Source organism: Corynebacterium frankenforstense DSM 45800 (genome assembly GCF_001941485.1).
Classification (GTDB): Bacteria; Actinomycetota; Actinomycetes; order Mycobacteriales; family Mycobacteriaceae; genus Corynebacterium; species Corynebacterium frankenforstense.
In genome coordinates this window covers 1106231-1125990 of record NZ_CP009247.1, presented here as the reverse complement: position 1 = coordinate 1125990, position 19760 = coordinate 1106231, and the positions used below count along the sequence as shown (strand labels likewise).

General features: G+C 73.2%; 19 protein-coding genes. 11 read left to right on the top strand and 8 right to left on the bottom strand.

All coding sequences use genetic code 11. The annotated features are described in order from the left end of the window. The 3 genes from CFRA_RS04875 to dut are packed head-to-tail and all read right to left on the bottom strand — an operon-like array spanning position 1 to position 2881. Positions 1 to 1476 (bottom strand): class I SAM-dependent RNA methyltransferase, encoded by a 1476-nt coding sequence (locus CFRA_RS04875; protein WP_075663699.1) that lies wholly within the window; start codon positions 1474 to 1476, stop codon positions 1 to 3. 6 nt (positions 1477 to 1482) lie between these two features. Beyond that, on the bottom strand, positions 1483 to 2394 hold the full coding sequence (locus CFRA_RS04870) for a DUF3710 domain-containing protein (RefSeq protein WP_075663698.1): 912 nt from the start codon (positions 2392 to 2394) through the stop codon (positions 1483 to 1485). A 52-nt stretch (positions 2395 to 2446) separates the two neighbouring features. Next, positions 2447 to 2881: a dUTP diphosphatase gene (dut, locus tag CFRA_RS04865; RefSeq protein WP_075663697.1), complete on the bottom strand. Its 435-nt coding sequence runs from the start codon at positions 2879 to 2881 to the stop codon at positions 2447 to 2449. 138 nt (positions 2882 to 3019) lie between these two features. Here dut and CFRA_RS04860 point away from each other — a divergent pair, with 138 nt between their 5' ends. Next, entirely contained in the window at positions 3020 to 3532 is a 513-nt protein-coding gene (locus tag CFRA_RS04860; protein ID WP_075663696.1) for a DUF3093 domain-containing protein, read from the top strand. A gap of 71 nt (positions 3533 to 3603) precedes the next feature. Here CFRA_RS04860 and CFRA_RS04855 read toward each other — a convergent pair whose 3' ends face one another. Next, positions 3604 to 3897, bottom strand: coding sequence for a DUF4193 domain-containing protein (locus CFRA_RS04855; protein ID WP_075663695.1), 294 nt, complete (start codon positions 3895 to 3897; stop codon positions 3604 to 3606). Positions 3898 to 4156: 259 nt separating this feature from the next. After that, positions 4157 to 4993 carry an inositol monophosphatase family protein gene (locus tag CFRA_RS04850; RefSeq protein WP_075663694.1) on the bottom strand — a complete coding sequence of 279 codons (837 nt, stop codon included), beginning with the start codon at positions 4991 to 4993 and terminating at the stop codon, positions 4157 to 4159. Between the two features lie 238 nt (positions 4994 to 5231). Here CFRA_RS04850 and ppgK point away from each other — a divergent pair, with 238 nt between their 5' ends. The 3 genes from ppgK to CFRA_RS04835 all read left to right on the top strand — a co-directional run bounded on the left by ppgK (position 5232) and on the right by CFRA_RS04835 (position 8841). Continuing rightward, complete coding sequence (gene ppgK / locus CFRA_RS04845) at positions 5232 to 5993, top strand: polyphosphate--glucose phosphotransferase (protein WP_075663693.1); 762 nt, start codon at positions 5232 to 5234, stop codon at positions 5991 to 5993. Positions 5994 to 6106: 113 nt separating this feature from the next. Beyond that, the gene (locus CFRA_RS04840; protein ID WP_083666841.1) at positions 6107 to 6997 is read left to right on the top strand and encodes a nitroreductase family protein; all 891 of its coding nucleotides are present in this window, start codon (positions 6107 to 6109) and stop codon (positions 6995 to 6997) included. A gap of 236 nt (positions 6998 to 7233) precedes the next feature. Then, complete coding sequence (locus tag CFRA_RS04835; RefSeq protein ID WP_075663692.1) at positions 7234 to 8841, top strand: RNA polymerase sigma factor; 1608 nt, start codon at positions 7234 to 7236, stop codon at positions 8839 to 8841. A 198-nt stretch (positions 8842 to 9039) separates the two neighbouring features. Here the strand turns inward: CFRA_RS04835 and CFRA_RS04830 are convergent, their stop codons facing one another. Together CFRA_RS04830 and CFRA_RS04825 are read right to left on the bottom strand one after the other, a co-directional pair. Continuing rightward, positions 9040 to 10758, bottom strand: a complete 1719-nt coding sequence (locus CFRA_RS04830; RefSeq protein WP_075664880.1) for a DEAD/DEAH box helicase — start codon at positions 10756 to 10758, stop codon at positions 9040 to 9042. Between the two features lie 11 nt (positions 10759 to 10769). After that, positions 10770 to 11009: a DUF3039 domain-containing protein gene (locus CFRA_RS04825; RefSeq protein WP_075664881.1), complete on the bottom strand. Its 240-nt coding sequence runs from the start codon at positions 11007 to 11009 to the stop codon at positions 10770 to 10772. A gap of 61 nt (positions 11010 to 11070) precedes the next feature. Here CFRA_RS04825 and CFRA_RS04820 point away from each other — a divergent pair, with 61 nt between their 5' ends. The 6 genes from CFRA_RS04820 to galE all read left to right on the top strand — a co-directional run bounded on the left by CFRA_RS04820 (position 11071) and on the right by galE (position 17237). Next, complete coding sequence (locus CFRA_RS04820; protein ID WP_075663691.1) at positions 11071 to 11634, top strand: DUF3099 domain-containing protein; 564 nt, start codon at positions 11071 to 11073, stop codon at positions 11632 to 11634. Continuing rightward, positions 11631 to 13325 (top strand): DUF7782 domain-containing protein, encoded by a 1695-nt coding sequence (locus CFRA_RS04815; protein WP_075663690.1) that lies wholly within the window; start codon positions 11631 to 11633, stop codon positions 13323 to 13325. Before CFRA_RS04820 ends, CFRA_RS04815 begins: the two co-directional genes overlap by 4 nt. A gap of 194 nt (positions 13326 to 13519) precedes the next feature. Continuing rightward, positions 13520 to 13951: a D-aminoacyl-tRNA deacylase gene (dtd, locus tag CFRA_RS04810; RefSeq protein ID WP_075663689.1), complete on the top strand. Its 432-nt coding sequence runs from the start codon at positions 13520 to 13522 to the stop codon at positions 13949 to 13951. 100 nt (positions 13952 to 14051) lie between these two features. Then, entirely contained in the window at positions 14052 to 15047 is a 996-nt protein-coding gene (locus tag CFRA_RS04805; protein ID WP_075663688.1) for a sigma-70 family RNA polymerase sigma factor, read from the top strand. A gap of 502 nt (positions 15048 to 15549) precedes the next feature. Further along, positions 15550 to 16236 carry a metal-dependent transcriptional regulator gene (locus tag CFRA_RS04800; RefSeq protein WP_075663687.1) on the top strand — a complete coding sequence of 229 codons (687 nt, stop codon included), beginning with the start codon at positions 15550 to 15552 and terminating at the stop codon, positions 16234 to 16236. Between the two features lie 14 nt (positions 16237 to 16250). Continuing rightward, the gene (galE, locus tag CFRA_RS04795; RefSeq protein ID WP_075664879.1) at positions 16251 to 17237 is read left to right on the top strand and encodes a UDP-glucose 4-epimerase GalE; all 987 of its coding nucleotides are present in this window, start codon (positions 16251 to 16253) and stop codon (positions 17235 to 17237) included. A gap of 11 nt (positions 17238 to 17248) precedes the next feature. Here the strand turns inward: galE and CFRA_RS04790 are convergent, their stop codons facing one another. After that, on the bottom strand, positions 17249 to 18460 hold the full coding sequence (locus CFRA_RS04790; RefSeq protein WP_075663686.1) for a DUF4192 domain-containing protein: 1212 nt from the start codon (positions 18458 to 18460) through the stop codon (positions 17249 to 17251). A gap of 271 nt (positions 18461 to 18731) precedes the next feature. Between CFRA_RS04790 and CFRA_RS04785 the strand changes: the two genes are divergently transcribed. Further along, a complete protein-coding gene (locus CFRA_RS04785; RefSeq protein WP_075663685.1) occupies positions 18732 to 19721 on the top strand; it encodes a PAC2 family protein in 990 nt (329 codons plus the stop codon). Positions 19722 to 19760: the final 39 nt, after the last annotated feature.

Genomic DNA, 19760 nt, shown 5'->3' with positions numbered 1-19760 from the left:
CTAGCGTGCCGCGCCCCCGTGGCCGACGGGGGCGGTCTGCGCCGCCTCGCCCTCACCCGCGGCACGTGCGGCCTCGTCGGCGGCGGCGCCACCGGCGGGGTCGGCGGGCTCGAGCCGGCAGACGACCTCGAAGTGGTGGGTGCCCGGGAAGGCGTCGACGAGCTGGCAGTCCGTCAGCCAGTAGCCGTTCTTGCGCCAGTCGGACAGGTCGCGCGAGAGCGTCGCCGGGTCGCAGCCGACGTGGACGACGACCGACGGGTGGGCGGCGGCCACGGCGGCGACGACGTCCGCCCCCGCGCCGGTGCGCGGCGGGTCGAGGACCACCGCGTCCGGGTGGGGCAGTTCGGCCACGGCGCGCTCGACGGTGACCGGGTGCACGTGGTGGTCGATGCCCTTCAGTGCAGGCTGGCTGCCCGCGCGCGCCGAGGGCGAGGAGTCGACGGTGTGGATCGCCGCGCCCTCCCCCAGCGCCGCGGCCAGCGCGGGTACGAACAGCCCGACGCCGCCGTAGAGGTCCCAGCCCACCTTGGGCGCGTTCTCGCCCTGCTTGACGACGCCCTCGGCGTCGGCGTCCAGTCCGGCGGGCGCGGTGGCCGAACCGTCGGACGCGGGCTCGCCGACGGCGGCGGCCACGCGCTCGCGCCCGGCCTTCGCGGCCTCGCTGTCGCGGGTGGCCGCCGGCTCGGCGGAGACGAAGCGCTCCACCAGCCGCGAGTAGGCGGCCGGGGCGGCGACGTGCGCCTGCCAGAAGGCGGGTGCGGCGACGCGGAACTCGCGGCCGGCGACCTCGATGCGGCCCGACTCGGGGCCCTCGATGATCTCGGAGACGCGTTCGGCACGCCGGCCGCGGCCGGTCTTGCGGGTCTCGACGATCTGGCGGCCGTCGTCGGTCTGGGCGACGATGACCTGCGCGCCCGGGGTGAAGCGGCGCGCGCCCTCGCCGACCACGCCGTCGAGCAGCCCGGGCAGCACCTGGGAGCACACGGCGTCGGTGACCAGCTCGTGCGAGCGGGCCTTGTGCAGGCCGGCGCGCCCCTGGGAGTCGACGCCCAGGCGCACGCGGGTGCGCCAGCCGGTCACGGGGTGCAGGGCGGCGGACTCGACCGCGGGGGCGGTGGTGAACCCGCCGAGGCGGGTCAGCTGGTCGCGCAACACGTCGACCTTGAGGCCGACCTCGGCGTCGGGGTCGACCACGCCGTAGTCGCAGCAGCCGGCGCCCTCCGCCGCCGCCGGGCAGCGCTGCTCGACGCGCAGCGGCGAGGCCTCGAGGATCTCGACCGCGTCGCCGCGCGCGAAGCGCTTCTTGGCCTGGGCGATGCGCACGGTGCAGGTGTCACCGGGCAGGCCGCCGCGGACGAAGACGACCCGGCCGGCGACGGTGCCGATGCCCTCGCCGCCGTGCGCCATGCGCTCGACGGTGACCTGGCACTCGTCGCCGGAGGCGAGGTGCTCGGGATGGCTGGTGGACTCACTCATCTGCGATCACGCTTTCGTGGTGCCGCCGGGCTGACCGGCGGCGCCACCCGGGTTCTGCTGGTTCTGCTGGTTCTGCTGGGCCGCGCGCTGCTTCATGGCCTGCTGCAGCTGCTCGACGAGCTGCGCCGGCAGGGCCACCGGCAGCGAGTTGCCGGCGAGCACCGGGTCCTGGCCGCGGTAGACGAAGGTGCGGGCGAACAGGTCGCGGGCCTCGTCGGCCAGCTCCTGCTCGTGGCCGGTCGGGGCGGCCAGGGTGAAGCGCAGCATCCAGCGCGGGCCGTCGACGCCGATGAGGCGCAGCTGGCCGTTCTCGTTGGGCGCGACGATCTCGCGGCCCCAGGGCCCGTCGACGATCTCGGGGGCCAGGCCGTCGTCCTTCATCTTGGCGACGATCTCGGTGACGGTGGTGCGCCACTGTCCGCCGGAGCGCGGGGCGGCGAAGGCGACCGGGGTGATGCGGCCGTGGCGGGTGACCACGTGCAGCATGCGCGGGCCCTGCTCGCCCATCTCGACCTGCACCTGGGAGCCCTTGGGCAGCGGCAGGCGCAGCGAGCCGAGGTTGAGCACGCCGGAGGCGAAGTCGGAGAAGTCGAAGTCCTCGATGTTGACCGAGTCGCCGTCGAAGGGGCCGGTCTCCCCCGTGCCGGAGACCTGGACGTCCTCGCCGGCGCCCGGGTCGGCGGCCGCACCGTCGGTGCCCGCCGTACCCGCCGTGCCCGCGGCGCCCGGGTTCTGGGCCGCGGCGGCGTCGGCCGCGGTGTCGGTCACCGCGGCGCCCGCGCCCTCGGCGCCGGTGCCGGTGCCGGTGCCGCCGACGTTTCCGTTGCCGGCGCCCTCAGCGCCCGGCGCGCCGGTGTCCCGCGCGGCGGCGTCCTCGTGCTTGTCCTTGTCCTTCTTGCCGAAAGGCCAGATCGCCATGTGCTCCTCGCTCCCCTTGTTGTCGTCGGTGTTGTCGTCGTTCCCGTTCGCTTCAGTTCAGCCCGGTCGAGCCGTGCCCGCCGGTGCCGCGTTCCGTGTCGCCGAGGTCGTCGGCCTCCGCGAAGTCGACGAGCTCGACCTTCTGGACCAGAAGCTGGGCGATGCGCTCGCCCCGGGTGACGTGGACGGTCTCGTGCGGGTCGAGGTTGATTAGGCTGATCTTCAACTCGCCACGGTAGCCCGCGTCGATGGTGCCCGGGGTGTTGATCACGGTCAGCCCCTGGCGCGTGGCCAAGCCCGAGCGCGGGTGCACCAGGCCGACGGTGCCGGCCGGCAACGCGATGGCGATGCCCGTGCGCACCAGGCGACGCTCGCCGGGGGCGAGGTCGACGTCCTCGGCGCTGCACAGGTCCGCGCCCGCGTCGTCGGGGTGCGCGCGCTTGGGCAGCGGCATGTCCGGGTCGATCCGGCGCACACGCACGGTCATGTTCGGGTCCAGGGTCTCACTCACGGCCCCCACGATACGGTGCGCCCCGCGCGGCGCGCACCACCGCGCCGCCGCGGCCCACCCCGGCCACGTGCCCGGGGTTCTGCCCGGCGGCGGCCTCCAGTAGACTCTCCGGGTGTGACTGAGACGGCGAACAATGAAGCGAAGGTGCTCTACCGCGAGCGCCAGTGGGTGCCCTTCTACTGGTGGATCCTGGCGTTCTTCCTGGTCGCGCTGCTGACCGCGCAGTTCGCGCACAACCGGACGATCGCCTGGCTGATCGTGCCGGCCGTCGTGCTCTCCGCCCTGGCGGTGTGGGTGCTCGTCTCACTGTCCTCGACCGTGCTGCAGGTCGAGCAGGACGCCGACGGCACCCGCTGGCTCTTCGCCGGCGACGCGATGCTGCCCGGCGACGTCGTCTCGCGCTCGCTGGCCGTGCCCGCCAACGCCAAGCGCAACGCCATGGGCCAGCAGCTGGACCCGGCGGCCTTCGTCGTCTCCCACGGCTGGGTCGCGGAGATGGTCATGCTCGTCCTCGACGACCCCGACGACCCCACCCCCTACTGGCTGATCGGCACGCGCAACCCCGAGGAGCTGCTGCAGGCCTTCCTGCCCGGCCAGGCCGAGGAGGCCACCCGCACGCTGCGGTAGGCGCCCCACCCGAGACGAAATTGCCGACGTCGCGCTGCGCGACGTCGGCAATTTTCTTCTGCGGTGCGCCGCTAGGCGCAGTCCTTGCACACCGGCGAGCCGTCGGACTCGCGGTGGTCCAGGCGCGCGGTCTTCTGCACCAGGAAGCACTCCGAGCAGGTGAACTCGTTGGACTGGCGCGGGACGACCTGCACGTTGAGCTCCTCGCCGGAGAGGTCGTTGCTCGGCGGGTCGAAGGAGTCGACGATCTCGCCGTCCTCGTCGATCGGCGAGGAGGCGGCCTCGGCGGCCTTCAGGCCCTCCAGGGAATCCGTCTCGAGCTCATCGTCCTCGCGGCGACGGGCGTTGTCGTAATCGGTGGCCACGGCAGCCTCACTACTCCCTCACAAGGTTGGGGTCGCCCCACCGGTATGCGGGGCGGACGACGTGTTCTTGGTGGCGGATACTAAACCACACACGCCCGCCTGTCATATATCCACGCCACGCGGCGTTTCCGCGGGTGTAACCAGGGCACCCGACCGCACCTGGCGGCGCCCGGAGGCCGGGCCCACCGGCCGCCCGTGCGCCGGGCCCACCGGCCGCCCGCGCGCCGGGGCTCGGCGGCTCAGCACGGGGCCCGGTGGCTCAGTGCAGCGGGGCGAGCTGGGCCGGCATGGCCAGCTCGTCGAAGAGCCCGGCCAGGGCCGGGTCCAGGGGGCCGGCCGCGGCGCGCAGCAGGCGGTACTCGGAGCTGGGCACGGAGAGCGCGGGCGCCTCGACCACGGCGCCGGCCTCCCGGGCGATGACGGCGCCGGCGGCGAAGTCCCAGCAGCTCAGCCCGTACTCGTAGTAGGCGTCCACGCGCCCCTCGGCCAGGCGGCACAGGTCGAGGGCGGCCGAGCCGGAGCGGCGGATGTCGCGCACCCGCGGCAGCAGGTCGACCAGGAGCTCGGCCTGGCGGCGGCGCGCCCGGGAGGCGTAGGCGAAGCCGGTGGCCACCAGGGAGCGCTCCGGGTCGGTCTCCTGCGAGACGGCGAGGGTCTCGGTGCCCTGCGGGTCGGTGCGGGTGGCCCCGGCGCCCCGGGCGGCGGAGTAGAGCGCGTCGGCCGAGGGGTCGTAGACCGCGCCGGCGACGACCTCGCCGTCGACGGCCGCCGCCACCGAGACGGCGAAGGCCGGCAGGCCGTAGACGAAGTTGACGGTGCCGTCGATCGGGTCGATCACCCAGGACACCCCCGAGTGCGAGGCGACCTGCGAGCCCTCCTCGCCGATGACGCCGTCGCCGGGGCGCCGGCGCTCCAGTTCGCCGACGATGAACTCCTCGCTCATCGTGTCGACGACGGTGACCGGGTCGACCGGCGAGGACTTCGTCATCGTGTAGGCGCGCACGTCGCCGAGCTCGGCGCGCCGGGTGCGCACGCGTGCGCCCGCCTCCCGGGCGATCTCGGCGGCCAGGTCGCGCAGCTCGGTCGGCTCAGTCATCTTCTCCGTCTCACTCTCTGTCGGTGTCGGTCAGTGCCCCGGGCGGGTCCGGGCCGGGCCCGAGGAGTCCCCCGGGCGGCCCCGGGCCGGGCCCGAGGTTCGTGTGCGGTGCCCGGTGCGGCCCCCGCGGCGGTCATGACGCCCGCCATTGTCCCACCGCCGCGGCGCCGGCGCCCACCGTCCACGCTCCCGCCGACTCCGCCCGGCGCGCGCCGTCCGCCTCGGTAGTATCAGGCGCATGGCTAAGCAGGAGAACGTCGGATTCGGCGTGGACATCGGCGGCTCCGGGATCAAGGGCGCGCTCGTCGACCTGGACGAGGGTGTCTTCATCGGGGACCGCCACAAGATCAAGACCCCGAAGAAGTCGACGCCGGAGAACGTGGCGGCCGTCGTCGCCGAGGTCGTCGAACACTTCGAGTGGGACGGCCCCGTCGGCATCACCCTGCCGGCGATCGTGCACGGGCAGGTCGCGCACTCGGCGGCCAACATCGACGAGTCCTGGGTGGGCACCGACCTGCAGGAGCTCTTCCACGCCCACCTCGGCGACCGCGAGATCTCGGTGCTCAACGACGCCGACGCCGCCGGCGTGGCCGAGGCCGCCCACGGCGTGCCCGAGGCCTCGAAGGGCGCGGTGATCTTTTTGACCCTCGGCACGGGCATCGGCTCGGCCCTGCTCATCGACGGCCGCCTCTTCCCCAACACCGAGCTGGGCCACCTGATCATCGACGGCAGGCACGCCGAGCACTTCGCCTCCTCGGCGGTCAAGGAGCGCGAGGACCTCAGCTACAAGAAGTGGGCCAAGCGCGTCAGCGTCGCGCTCAACGAGTACGACCGCCTCTTCTCCCCCGACGCCTTCATCGTCGGCGGCGGGATCTCGCGCAAGGCCGACAAGTGGATCCCGAAGCTGACCGTGGAGACCCCGGTCATCCCCGCCGACCTGCGCAACACCGCCGGCATCGTCGGCGCGGCCATGGCCGTCCACGACCACCTGCGGCCGTGAGGCGGGCGGGCGCCGCCACCGTGAGGCCCCCGCCCCCGCGGAGACCCGCCCGCAGGCACCGCCCCGGGCGCCGCCCCGGGCACCGACCAGAGCACCGAACAGAGAGGACACCGTTGACCCGACCCGAGGAGACCGCCGAGGCGCCGACCGCGGAGTCGACCGAGGAGCTGCTCGCCGCCCGCTACGGCGCGGGCCACCCCCCGGAGACCACGCCCGCCCCGCTGACCGAGACCATCGCCAACCAGCTGCGGCACCGCTCCGTGCGCCGCTGGCTGGACCGCGACGTCGACGGGCCCACACTCACGGCGATCCTGACCGCCGCGCAGTCGGCCGCGACGTCGTCGAACAAGCAGACCGTCTCCGTGGTCGCCGTGCGCGACGCGGAGACCAAGCAGGGCCTGGCCGAGGCCGCCCGGCAGATGGCCGGGCACATCGCGCATGCCCCGGTGGTGCTCGTCTGGCTGGTCGACCACTCCCGGGCCCGGCTGCTCGCGGCCCGCGCGACCGCCGGCGGCGAGGCACCGGACCTCGGCGGGCTGGGCTACCTCGAGGAGGTGCTCGCCTCCGTCACGGACGTCGGCATCGCCGCGCAGGCGGCCGTCGACGCCGCCGAGTCGCTGGGGCTGGGCACCGTCTACCTCGGCTCGCTGCGCAACGACGTGCCGCGGGTGCGCGAGCTCGTCGGCGCCCCGCGCGACGTCGTGCCCGTCCTGGGCCTCGCGATCGGGCATCCGGACCCGGAGGAGAACGCGGGCACCAAGCCGCGGCTGCCGCTGGAGCTCTTCGCCCACCGGGACCGCTACGTCGACTGCCGCGCCGACCCCGAGGCCGCGGCCGCGTTGGCCGGGTACGACGAGACGCTGGCCGGGTACTACTCCCGCTACGGCTCCCACTCGGCGTGGTCGGACCAGCTGCTGGGGCGGCTGTCCGAGGAGGCGGCGACGAAAACCACGCGCCACCTGCTGCGCGAGGAGTTCAACCGCTCCGGTTACGGCCTGCGCTAGACCGCGTGCCGGGCCGCGCCGGGGAAGGGGTGCACACGGCCGCGCGGCTTTGATCTATACTGGGCGCTTGTCAACTCGTGGCCCCGGTGTCTCTGCATCCTCGGAAGCAGGCGCCGCGGGCCACGATCCGGGGGCCGCCCAACGCCCGCTGTCAGGGCGCGGCGACCTCGTAGAGGAGGCGCCCGGCACCCCGTCGGGAACCTTCCGGGACTTGTAGGTAGAGCGAAAGGGCGTACGTGGCAGCCACCGGCACTCCAGGAAACCCCACCGACGGCCAGCAGGCCGAGAGCGCATCGGGCGAGGGGACTGTCGCGCGCAAGACGGCCAAGAAGACCGCCAAGAAGTCGGCGCGCAAGACCGCCCGCAAGGCGACTCCCCGCCGTGCCGCGACCGCCGGCACCACCGCGACCGCGAAGAAGACACGTGCGGCGTCCTCCGCCGGGACCAAGGCCGCCGCCGACACCGCGGCCGCGGCCCCCGCCGCTGAGACGGGCTCGGCCGAGGAGGCCGCCCCGGCGAAGAAGACCGCCAAGAAGACGGCGAAGAAGACCACGCGCAAGGCCACCAAGAAGGCGACGAAGAAGTCCGCCCGCAAGACCACGCGCAAGGCGACGAAGTCGACGGCCAAGAAGACCGCGAAGAAGTCGGCCAAGAAGACGACGAAGAAGACCGCCGCCAAGAAGGCGACCGCCAAGGCCACCTCCCCCGAGGACGAGTCGCAGGAGGACGCCGAGGACGACGAGTTCACCCACGACGAGGGTCACGACGACGCCCACGCCGAGGCGCACGCCCACGGCGAGGGTCACGACGACCACGACGACGAGGAGGAGGACGACGGCTCCTCGGTCTGGGACGAGGACGAGTCGGCCGCGCTGCGCCAGGCGCGCAAGGACGCGGAGCTGACCGCCTCGGCGGACTCGGTGCGCGCCTACCTCAAGCAGATCGGCAAGGTCGCCCTGCTCAACGCCGAGCAGGAGGTCTCGCTGGCCAAGCGCATCGAGGCCGGCCTCTACGCCAACCACCGCATGGAGCAGATGGCCAAGGCCTTCGCCGACGGCGACAAGGAGGCCCGCCTGACCCCGGCGGTCAAGCGCGACCTGCGCTCCATCGCCCGTGACGGCCGCAAGGCCAAGAACCACCTCCTCGAGGCGAACCTGCGACTGGTCGTCTCGCTGGCCAAGCGCTACACCGGCCGCGGCATGGCGTTCCTGGACCTGATCCAGGAGGGCAACCTGGGCCTGATCCGCGCCGTCGAGAAGTTCGACTACACCAAGGGCTACAAGTTCTCCACGTACGCCACCTGGTGGATCCGCCAGGCGATCACCCGCGCGATGGCCGACCAGGCGCGCACCATCCGCATCCCGGTGCACATGGTCGAGGTCATCAACAAGCTGGGCCGTATCCAGCGCGAGCTGCTGCAGGACCTGGGCCGCGAGCCCACCCCGCAGGAGCTGGCCAAGGAGATGGACATCACCGAGGAGAAGGTGATCGAGATCCAGCAGTACGCCCGCGAGCCGATCTCCCTGGACCAGACCATCGGCGACGAGGGCGACAGCCAGCTCGGCGACTTCATCGAGGACTCCGAGGCCGTGGTGGCCGTCGACGCGGTCTCCTTCACGCTGCTGCAGGATCAGCTGCAGGACGTGCTGACCACGCTCTCCGAACGTGAGGCCGGCGTGGTGCGCCTGCGCTTCGGCCTGACCGACGGCATGCCGCGCACGCTCGACGAGATCGGCCAGGTCTACGGCGTCACGCGCGAGCGCATCCGCCAGATCGAGTCGAAGACGATGTCGAAGCTGCGCCACCCCTCGCGTTCGCAGGTGCTGCGCGACTACCTCGACTAGTCCCCCGCCCCCACTTTCCGACGCCCGCGTGTCCCCCACGCGGGCGTTTTCCTTGCGCTCGTGCTGTGCGGCGCGCGGTCTGCGCCGCGCACTCCCCTGCTCCCCGGCGCCGGCAGAGCGCCCTCCCCCGGGGCCGGCCCCTGTCTTACGGTTTCTGCGGCACCGCTCCCACGGGCCGGACGGCGAAGCCTCCGGCCCCTACCACTTGCGCAGGTAGGCGATGCGGTCGCGCAGCTCCTGGGCGGAGCACAGCGCGGTCGGCGGGCCGCCGCAGGCGCGGCGCGCCTCGTTGTGGATCGAGCCGTGCGGCCGCCCGGTGCGCGCCGCGGTGATCGAGACGATCGCGTTGAGCTCCTTGCGCAGCTTCGGCAGCTCCTCGCTGGCCACGCGCTCCCGCGCCCGGCGGGCGCCCTCGGTGCGCGAGGCCTCGCGCTCGCGGCGCTGGTTCTCCTCGGTCTGCTTGGCCTGGCGGGTGCGCGCGTCGAGCTGCTCGGTCTGCCGGCGCTGCAGCAGCGCCTTGACCTGTTCGGCGTCGAGCAGACCGGGAAGACCCAGGTACTCACGCTCCTCGGCGGAGCCCACGCCGGCGCCGGTGCCGTAGGTGGAGCCCTCGTAGATCAGGGAGTCCAGCTCGGCCTCGGCGCCGATCGACTGGTAGCCGGTCTCCTCGTCGGGCTCGTTCTTCTCCCGGTTGGCCTCGGCCAGCGCCTCGTCGTCCCAGCCGCCGTTGTCGCGGTGGGGCTTGCTCAGCACGTGGTCGCGGGACTTCTCCAGCTTGGCGGCCAGGTCCAGCAGGACCGGCACGCTCGGCAGGAAGATCGAGGCGTTCTCACCGGGCATGCGCGAGCGCACGAAGCGCCCGATGGCCTGGGCGAAGAACAGCGGCGTCGAGGCGGCGGTGGCGTAGACGCCCACGGCCAGGCGCGGGACGTCGACGCCCTCGGAGACCATGCGCACGGCGACCATCCACTCGTCGGTGGAGGCGGAGAACTCGTCGATGCGGTCGGAGCTGCCCGGCTCGTCGGAGAGCACGACGGTCACCGGCGTCGAGGAGTAGCGCTCGAGGATCTTGGCGTAGGCGCGCGCGGTCTTGGTGTCGCTGGCGATGACCAGGCCGCCGGCGTCCGGCATGTTGTTGCGCAGCTGCTGCAGCCGGGTGTGCGCGGCGGAGAGCACCGCGGGGATCCAGTCGCCGCGCGGGTCGAGCGCGGTCTTCCAGGCCCGGGCGGTCTGCTCGGCGTTGAGCGGCTCGCCCAGGCGGGCGGCGTACTCCTCGCCGGCCGAGTCACGCCAGCGGGCCTCGCCGGAGTAGGCCAGGAAGATCACGGGGCGCACCACGCCGTCGGCGAGCGCGTCGGAGTAGCCGTAGGTGTGGTCGGCGCGGCTGACCAGGTGGCCCTCGCCGTCCTCCTCGTAGCGCACGAAGGGGATCGCCGCGTCGTCGGAGCGGAACGGGGTACCGGTCAGCGCCAGGCGGTATTCGGCGTCGCGGTAGGCCTCGCGGATGCCGTCGCCCCAGCTCTTCGCGTCGCCGCCGTGGTGGATCTCGTCGAGGATGACGAGCGTGCGCCGGGCGGTGGACACGGCGTGGTGCTTGAACGGGTGCAGCGAGACCTGGGCGTAGGTGACGGCCACACCGTCGAAGTTGCGGTTGAAGCCGTCGGAGTTCTTGAACTCCGCGTCCAGGGAGATGCCCACCCGCGCGGCGGCCTTGGCCCACTGCACCTTGAGGTGCTCGGTGGGCACGACGACCACGACGCGGTCGACGGCGCGCACGTCGAGAAGCTCGACGGCCACGCGCAGCGCGAACGTCGTCTTGCCCGCGCCGGGCGTGGCCACGGCCAGGAAGTCCTTGGGGCGCTCGGTCAGGTACTTGCGCAGGGCGCGCGCCTGCCAGTCGCGCAGCCGCCCCCTGATGAGCTGCCGGGTCACTTCTTGCGCAGGCTCCTGTAGATCCGTTCGCAGTCGGGGCACACGGGGGAACCCGGCTTGGCCTGCTTGGTCACCGGGAAGGTCTCGCCGCACAGCGCGACGACCATTTTCCCGCTCACCGCGGAGTCCACGATCTGGTTCTTCTTGACGTAGTGGAAGAACTTCGGCGTGTCGTCGGTGGTGCCGGTGCTCTCCCGGGTGTCTGGGCGCTCGATGGTGGTCGTTCCGGTTTTCACGGACCCCATAATGCCCCAACCGTGACTCGACGGTCCATCGGGGGTCTACCCTTGGTAGGCGATGAACGAGGGCACTGCAGGTGAGGACGCGGAGACGTCGGGCGACGACGTCTTCTTCGTCGACGCGCCCGCCGACACCCCCGCCGGGGACTCCGGGAGCACCGGCCACCACCGCTGGCGGCTGCGTCGTCGGCGCGCGGAGCTGATCACCTCGCAGCACCGCACCGCCGGGCAGAACCTGCACCGGCGCAAGGTCATCTACCTGACGCTGCAGCTGCTGCGCCTGCCGCTGATCGCGCTGGCGCTCGTGACCTACCTGGTCTGGGAGAACTGGTGGCTGGCGGCGATCGTCTTCGTCGTCTCCGTGCCGCTGCCCTGGGTCGCGGTGGTCATCGCCAACGAGAAGGGCGAGGTGGCCGACAAGCGCGAACGCAACGTCTACAAGCCGGCCGCCGTGCGCGAGCACCGCCGCGCCGTCGCCGCGGAACACGCCGGGCAGCTCGGCCAGGCACAGCGCCGCGAGCTCGGCGCCGGCCCCGCGGACCCCGGCTCCCCGGACACCGGGCGGGCCGCTGAGGAGCAGCACCCCACCATCGACGACCCGAACTGGAGGCCCAGTAAGTGACCCGACCCGACGACGCCGCGACCGATTCCCCGACCGGCCCCGCCGCGCGCCTGGCCGCCCGCCTCATCGAGCTCGGCTTCACCGAGCCCGGCCTCAACACCGCCCTCGGCGGCGAGGCCGTGGCCGCCCTGCACCGCGGCGAGCCGGCGGCCGTCGCCTGGGCGCTCGAGCGCGCCGAGACCGACCTGGAGGTGCCGGTGCGCGCCTTCCTGCTGCGCGAGCCGGTGGCCGAGGAGGCGCTTGCCGAGGCACTCGGCGCGGACCTGGTCAGCGCACTCGTCGACGCCGGCGTCTTCGAGACGACCCCGATTGACGACGCCGCGCGTGCCGACGTGGCGGGTTCCGGCGCGCCCGGCGGTGCCGCGACTGCGGGTGCCGACGTCGCCGGTTCCGCCACCGACGCGCCCGGCGGTGCCCCGGCTGCGGGTGCCGACGCCGCCGGTTCCGCCACCGACGCGCCCGCTCCCTCCGCACTGCGCGCCGTCGTCGACGTCCGCCCGGTGCACCTGAACGGCGCCGACCGCGTCGTCTTCTCCGACCGCGACGCCTCGGTCACCGACGCCGAACAGCGCCGCGACCACGTGCCCGGCATGGGCCAGGCCAGCCTGACGCTGCTGCGCTCGGTGCCCGACACACCGTGCGGCTCACTGCTCGACCTCGGCTGCGGCTGCGGCGTGCAGTCGCTGGCCCAGGCGGGGCTGGCCGAGTCGATCACCGCCACCGACGTGCTGGACCGCGCCCTCGACTTCACCCGCGCCACCCTGGCCGGTGCCGGGCGCGCGGACGCCGAGGTCCTCGACGGCCCGTGGTTCGAGCCGGTGGCCGGCCGCCGCTTCGACCGGATCGTGTCCAACCCGCCGTTCGTCGTCGGCCCGCCCGAGGTCGGCCACGTCTACCGCGACTCCGGGCTCGGCCTGGACGCCGCGAGCGCGACCGTCGTCTCCGGGGTGGCCGAGCACCTCAACCCCGGCGGGCACGCCCACCTGCTGGCCGCCTGGGTGCACCGCGAAGGCGAGAACTGGGCGGCGCGGGTGGCCTCCTGGCTGCCCGAGGACGGCGTGGCCGCCTGGGTCCTCGAGCGCGACCGGGTCGACCCCTCGACCTACGTGGGCACCTGGCTGCGCGACGAGGGCGTCGACCCGCGCTCGCCGGAGGGTGCGGCGCGCACCCACGCCTGGCTCGACTACTTCGAGTCCGAGAACGTCGAGACCGTCGGCTTCGGCTTCGTGGCCGTGGAGAACATCGGCGATGCGCCCTCCGAGGTCGTCGCCGAGGAGCTGACCCAGGCCTTCACGGATCCGCTCGGCCCCGAGGTCGAGGAGTACTTCCGGCGTGCGGCCTGGCTGCGCGCCCGCGACACCGAGGGCGTGCTCGCCGCGAACTACCTGGTTCGCCCGGGGGTCGCCCTCGAGGAGGTCGGCCTGCCCGACGCCGGGACCGGCTTGGGCTTCGCCGACGAGGTCCGTCGGCTCACCCGCACCGACGGGCCGCGCTTCAGCCACGAGGTCGACGCCCACGTCGCCGCCGTCGTGGCCGGCCTGCACCCGCAGGGGCTGACGCTTTCCGACGTCGCGGAGCTCTACGCCGCCGCGAAGGGGCTCGACGCCGACGAGGTGCGCACCGGCGCGGCGGCGGTGACCGTCGACCTGGTGCGCCACGGGCTGCTACTCCCGGCGGACCTGGTCTGCTAGGCCCGCCCCCGCGCAGCAGGCCGGGGGCCGCGGGCCGGGACCTAAGACCCCGCCGTGGCCGGGGCCATGGGCCGCGGCAGAAGGCCCCGCAGGGGCCGACGCCGTGGGCCCCGCACCCCACGCTGCGGGGACCGCCCGCGGGTGGGGCGCGACGTCGGCAATTGAAGAAGAGACGCAAGAGAAAGAGGTAGACGATGAGAGCCGTTCTGACCCGGGTGAGCTCGGCGTCGGTGACCGTCGACGGCGAGACCGTCGGCGCGATCGAGGAGCCGGGGCTGCTCGCCCTGGTCGGCGTGCACCGCGAGGACGGTGACGCCGACATCGAGAAGATGGTGCGCAAGATCGCCGAGCTGCGCGTGCTCGACGGCGAGGTCTCGGTCACCGACGCCGGCGCCCCGGTACTGCTGGTCAGCCAGTTCACCCTCTACGGGCGCACCGCCAAGGGGCGCCGGCCCTCCTGGTCCGACGCCGCCGGCGGCGAGCAGGCCGAGGCGGCGATCGCGAAGGTGACCGCGGGGCTGCGCGAGCGGAGCCTGACGGTGGCCGAGGGTCGCTTCGGGGCGATGATGCGCGTCGCATCCGTCAACGAAGGTCCCTTTACCCTGCTCGTGGACACGCGCGAGTGATCACGAAGCCACCCACGACTGACCCCGAAAAGGGGCACGGGAACTTTCCCGCCCGCCCGTGCGTTACACCCTTCGAGACGGCAACACTGAGGAGGCCTGCATGACAACTGCGTCCGCCAAGGACCACGACTCGAAGGACGTCCCCCACGACAAGGGCAGTCGCCGCAACCAGACCAACGACAACCCGTCGGCCGATCTGGTCCGCGTCTACCTCAACGGCATCGGCAAGACCGCGCTGCTGACCGCGGAGGAGGAGGTCGAGCTCGCCCAGCAGATCGAGGTCGGGCTCTATGCGGACCGGGTGCTCAACCACTCCGACCAGCGTCTCACCCGCGCCAAGAAGCGCGACCTGAAGGTCCTCATCCGCGAGGGCCGCAAGGCACGCAGCCACCTGCTCGAGGCCAACCTGCGCCTCGTTGTCTCCCTGGCCAAGCGCTACACCGGCCGCGGCATGCCGCTGCTGGACCTGATCCAGGAAGGCAACCTGGGTCTGATCCGCGCGATGGAGAAGTTCGACTACGCCAAGGGCTTCAAGTTCTCCACCTACGCGACCTGGTGGATCCGCCAGGCGATCACCCGCGGCATGGCCGACCAGTCGCGCACGATCCGCCTGCCCGTCCACCTCGTCGAGCAGGTCAACAAGCTCTCCCGCATCAAGCGCGAGCTCTACCAGCACCTCGGCCGCGAGGCGACCAACGAGGAGCTGGCCGAGGAGTCCGGCATCCCCGAGCACCGCATCGAGATGCTGCTGCGCCAGTCGCGCGACCCGGTCAGCCTGGACATGCCCGTCGGCGCCGACGAGGAGGCCCCGCTGGGCGACTTCATCGAGGACGCCGAGGCCGCCGACGCGGAGACCGCCGTGGTCGCCTCGCTGCGCCACTCGGACATCCGCTCCGTGCTGGGCACGCTCGAGGACCGCGAGGAGGACGTCATCCGCCTGCGCTACGGCCTCGACGACGGGGTGCCGCGCACCCTGGACCAGATCGGCCGGCGCTTCGGGCTCTCCCGTGAGCGCGTGCGCCAGATCGAGCACGAGGTGATGAGCAAGCTCCGCGACGGCGATCGCGCCGACCGCCTGCGCGACTACGCCCTCTAGCCTCCTCTCCCTCGGGGCCCGCCGGGACCGTTTCCCACCCGGGTCCGGTCCCCACCGGCCCCGGGGCCCGTCCCCGCCCGGACCTGAGTCCCGGGCACCTTCCCCGTCGCCGTGGGCGGCGGGGTTTTCTGCTGCGCCGGCGGGCTCGGGGCTGCCGCACGCCGCAGCGAGCCGGCCGCACGCCGCCGAGGGTCGGCCGCCCTCACCCCGCAGCCCCGCCGCCTGGCGACCGCCGCCGCTCGGGCCGCCGACCGGCCGCTCCCGGACAGTTAAGTGCAGACTTCTGTACGCCACGGGGTCGTATTCCGCCCGTGGAAGGCGAGGCTGGCGTATTCTGGTCACGAACGCAGGTTCGGAGGCGTTGTCTCACCGACGACGCAGGATTGATAAGATAACTTCATTATCCGCGGCGGATTCATTGCCCTCCGCGGATCGTCCCCCGCCGGCGCCGGTGTCGCCGACAGGTCAGCCGCTGACAGTAAGCACGAAGAGGTCCGAGAACGTGAGAGATCTGGTCGACACGACGGAGATGTACCTCCGCACGATCTACGAACTGGAAGAAGAGGGCATCACGCCGCTGCGCGCCCGCATCGTCGAGCGCCTCGAGCAGTCCGGTCCCACCGTCAGCCAGACCGTGGCCCGCATGGAGCGCAACGGCCTGCTGCACGTGCGCCCGGACCGCAGCCTCGAGATGACCGAGGAGGGCCGCTCCCGCGCCATCTCCGTGATGCGCAAGCACCGCCTGGCCGAGCAGCTGCTGACCGACGTCCTGGACCTGGACATCCACCAGGTCCACGAGGAGGCCTGCCGCTGGGAGCACGTGATGAGCGACGAGGTCGAGCGCCGCGTGATCGCGGTGCTCGACGACCCGACGCTCTCCCCCTTCGGCAACCCCGTGCCCGGGCTCGAGCAGCTCGGCGCGGAGGGCCCGGAGTCCCTGGAGCGCGGCATCCGCCCCGTCGACCTGCCCGAGGGTGAGACCGCGCACGTGCGCCTGCTGCAGATCAACGAGATCCTGCAGGTCGACGTCCGCCAGTTCCGCGCCCTGACCGAGATTGGCGCCGTGGTCGGCGCCGAGGTCGACGTGACCAACAACGACGGCACCGTCACCGTCACCCACGACGGGCAGTCGGTCGAGCTGGCCGACTACCTCGGCCACGCCCTGCGCGTCGAGAGGATCGACGAATGAGCCAGTCCCGCCCGCTGCGCCTGCTGGTCACCGGCGGCGCAGGCTACGTCGGCAGCGTCTGCTCGCACGTGCTGGTCGAGGCCGGCCACGAGGTCACCGTCCTCGACGACCTGTCGACCGGCAACCGCGGCGCGGTGCCGGAGCAGGCCAAGCTCGTCGTCGGCGACATCGACGACTCCGCCGACGAGGTCCTCGCCGGGGGCGACTTCGACGGCGTGCTGCACTTCGCCGCCCGCTCCCTGGTCGGCGAGTCCGTGGAGAAGCCGGACGTCTACTGGCACCACAACTTCGTCTCGACGCTGAAGCTGCTCGACGCGATGCGCGCCCACGGGGTCAATAGCCTCGTCTTCTCCTCGACGGCCGCCACCTACGGCGAGCCGGCCGAGGTGCCGATCACCGAGGACTTCCCCACCGCGCCGACCAACCCCTACGGGGCGACGAAGCTGGCCATCGACCACCTGATCACCTCGTACGCGGCGGCCTTCGGCCTCGGCGCGACGAGCCTGCGCTACTTCAATGTCGCCGGCGCCCACGGCGCGGTCGGCGAGTCGCGGGAGGTGGAGACCCACCTGATCCCGCTGGTGCTGCAGGTCGCTCTGGGCCAGCGCGAGAAGATCTTCATCTTCGGCGACGACTACCCCACCGAGGACGGCACCGCGGTGCGCGACTACATCCACATCCGCGACCTCGCCGACGCCCACCTGCTGGCGCTGACGACCAACGAGCCGGGCCGCCACCGCATCTTCAACCTCGGCTCCGGCGACGGCTACTCGGTGCGCCAGGTCATCGAGACCTGCCGCGAGGTCACCGGGCACCCGATCCCCGCCGAGGTGGCCCCGCGCCGCGCCGGCGACCCGGCCGTGCTCGTCGCCTCCTCCGAGCGCATCAAGGAGGAGCTCGGCTGGAACCCGACGCGCACGGACCTGCCGCGCATCGTGGCCGACGCCTGGGCCTTCACCAAGGACCTCGACGCCGCGGCCTACCGCGCCGGGAAGGCCTGAGGCCAAAAGATTCACGCGGCGAGCCCGTCGATCCCGCCGGCCGGGTCCGCGCCCGCCACGCCGAGGCGCTCGGCGACCTGCCGACTGCCGCGGCGTACCCGCTCGGCGACCACCTCCGGGCCGCACCGCAGCTGCGCCTCGGAGAGCAGGCGGGTGAGCCGGTGGGCCGGGAACTCCGTGCGCGCCACCGCGAGCGCGGCGGCCACCCGGTGCCCGTGGCCGGCGGGCCCGGCCACCAGCGAGTAGAGGCAGAGCGCGTTGGCCCGGGCCTCCCCGCTGAGCACCCGCACGAGCACCGCCAGGACCCGCTCGGCGGCCTCGGGGTGATCCAGCACGGTCGCGGCCACCGCGTCGCGCAGGTGAGTCTCGCCGAGGGCGCCCGCGAGGCAGACCAGATCCTCGAAAAAAGAACCACGAACAAGTCCTCGGCCTTGACTTACCGCGTCCAGGGCCCTCTCGGCCGCACCGACGACGGCCCCGTACGCGGCCCGTCCCGCCGCTCCCCCGCGTCGCATCGCTGCTGCCAACCCGCGGGCACGCTCGGCCGCGGCAGCGAGCACGACGTCGTCCAACACGCCGGCCGGGCCGGCCACGGGCGCCCCACCACCGACCGCACGGGTGCCGGCGACGGCACCGACCGCACGGGTACCGGCGGCGGCGCCGGGCGCGACGTCGTCAATCTCTCGTCCGGCGAGCGGCGCGAAGAACTCCAGGGCGGCCTCCCGGTCGGGCTCGGGCAGCTCGCCGCGGCGCAGCAGCGGCGCCATCGCCGCGGCCGCGACGACCTCGGGGATGCGCCCGCCGTACCAGTCGTCGAGGGGCTCGGCGCCCGGCGGGCAGAACTCGAGCTCGTAGCTCCCGCCGGCCAGCACCCCCTCGGCGCTCCAGCAGCCGAGCAGGTCGACGTCCCCGGCGCGCGAGGCGGCGAAGAGCAGCTCGCAGACGCGGTCGCGCTCGGCGGCGTCGGCGGTGATGACGAAGGCGGCGATGACGCGCCCGTCGCCCGCCCGGTACGCGCCGAGACTGCCGAGGGCGGACTCGACGGCCTCGGCGTCGACGGGACGCAGGTCGACGCGCAGGACGGGACCCAGGGCGAAGCGGACGCCGTCGTCGAGGAAGGCGGCGAGCACCAGGGAGTCCTCGGGGAAGAAGCCGAAGACGGCGGGCAGGTTGGCGATCAGGTCTCCGGGGGTGTGCAGGGTGTGTTCCGTGGAATCGGTCATGGCGCCATGGTCGCCGCCCGGACCACCCGGCGCGCGCCGCGCACCGCCCGCCTGTGGAGTACCGCGTGCAATCCACAGGACCGGCCGCGCGGGGCGGCCCGTGAGGCGCGGCACACGGCTATAATCGACGGTTCAGGCCGGGGCTTTCACCGCCCGCCGGAGGACACCACGGAATTATCGGCGGGGCCGGTGGCGTTGTACCCGGTGTGACCGCGAGCGCCCCGCCGACCGGGGCGGCCGCGGCGAAGCGAACAGGTAAGGGAGGCACGTCATGAACGACGACGAGCGTCGGATGTACGAGCTGGAGTACCCCACCCCGGAGATCCGGGACGGACACCAGCACGGGCCCACCCTCGTGGTGGCGCTGCAGGGGTACGCGGACGCCGGGCAGGCCGTCGAGGCCGTCTCCGAGCACCTGCTCGCCGCGTTGGAGAACCGCCTGGTCGCCTCCTTCAACACCGACGAGCTGGTCGACTTCCGCTCGCGCCGGCCCGCGGTGACCATGGAGGACCACGAGATCATCCGCACCGACCAGATCAGCCTCGACATGCGCGTGCTGCGGGACCCCGAGGGCCGGTCCTTCCTGCTGCTGTCGGGTCCCGAGCCGGACATGCGCTGGAACGCCTTCACCGAGGCCGTCACCGACCTGGTCGAGCGCTACGACGTGGAGAACACCATCTGCCTGTACTCCGCGCCGATGACGGTGCCGCACACCCGCCCGCTGGTCGTCTCCGCCCACGGCAACGCCCCCGGGCTGGTCGGCCGGATGTACCGCTTCGACGGCAAGGTCGTCCTGCCGGGCTCGGCCGCGCTGCGCATCGAGGCGGCGCTGGCGCGCGCCGGGCGCAACGTCGCAGGCTACACCGCGCACGTGCCGCACTACGTGGCCGCCTCCCCCTACCCCGCCGCGACGCTGAACCTGCTGCGCTCGGTCGCCGACGCCACCGACCTCGACCTGCCGCTGCGCACCCTCGAGCACGACGCGCGCCGGGTGGCCGAGCAGCTGGCGGAGCAGACCGACGACTCCGGCGAGATCCAGCAGGTCGTGCGCGCCCTCGAGGAGCAGTACGACGAGGCCGTGGAGAAGTACCGCGAGGCCCACCCGCGCGCCGTCATGCCCGGCGAGGCCGACCTGCCCAGCGGCGAGGAGCTCGGCGCCGAGTTCGAGCGCTTCCTGGCCCGCCTCGACGAGCCGGGTGACGGCCCGGGCGAGGACGACGGCGAGGGCCCGGACTCCCCGCAGCCGCCGCAGGGCGAGTAGCCCCGCCACGCGCCGCGTGGACGCCCGGCTAGGGTGGGC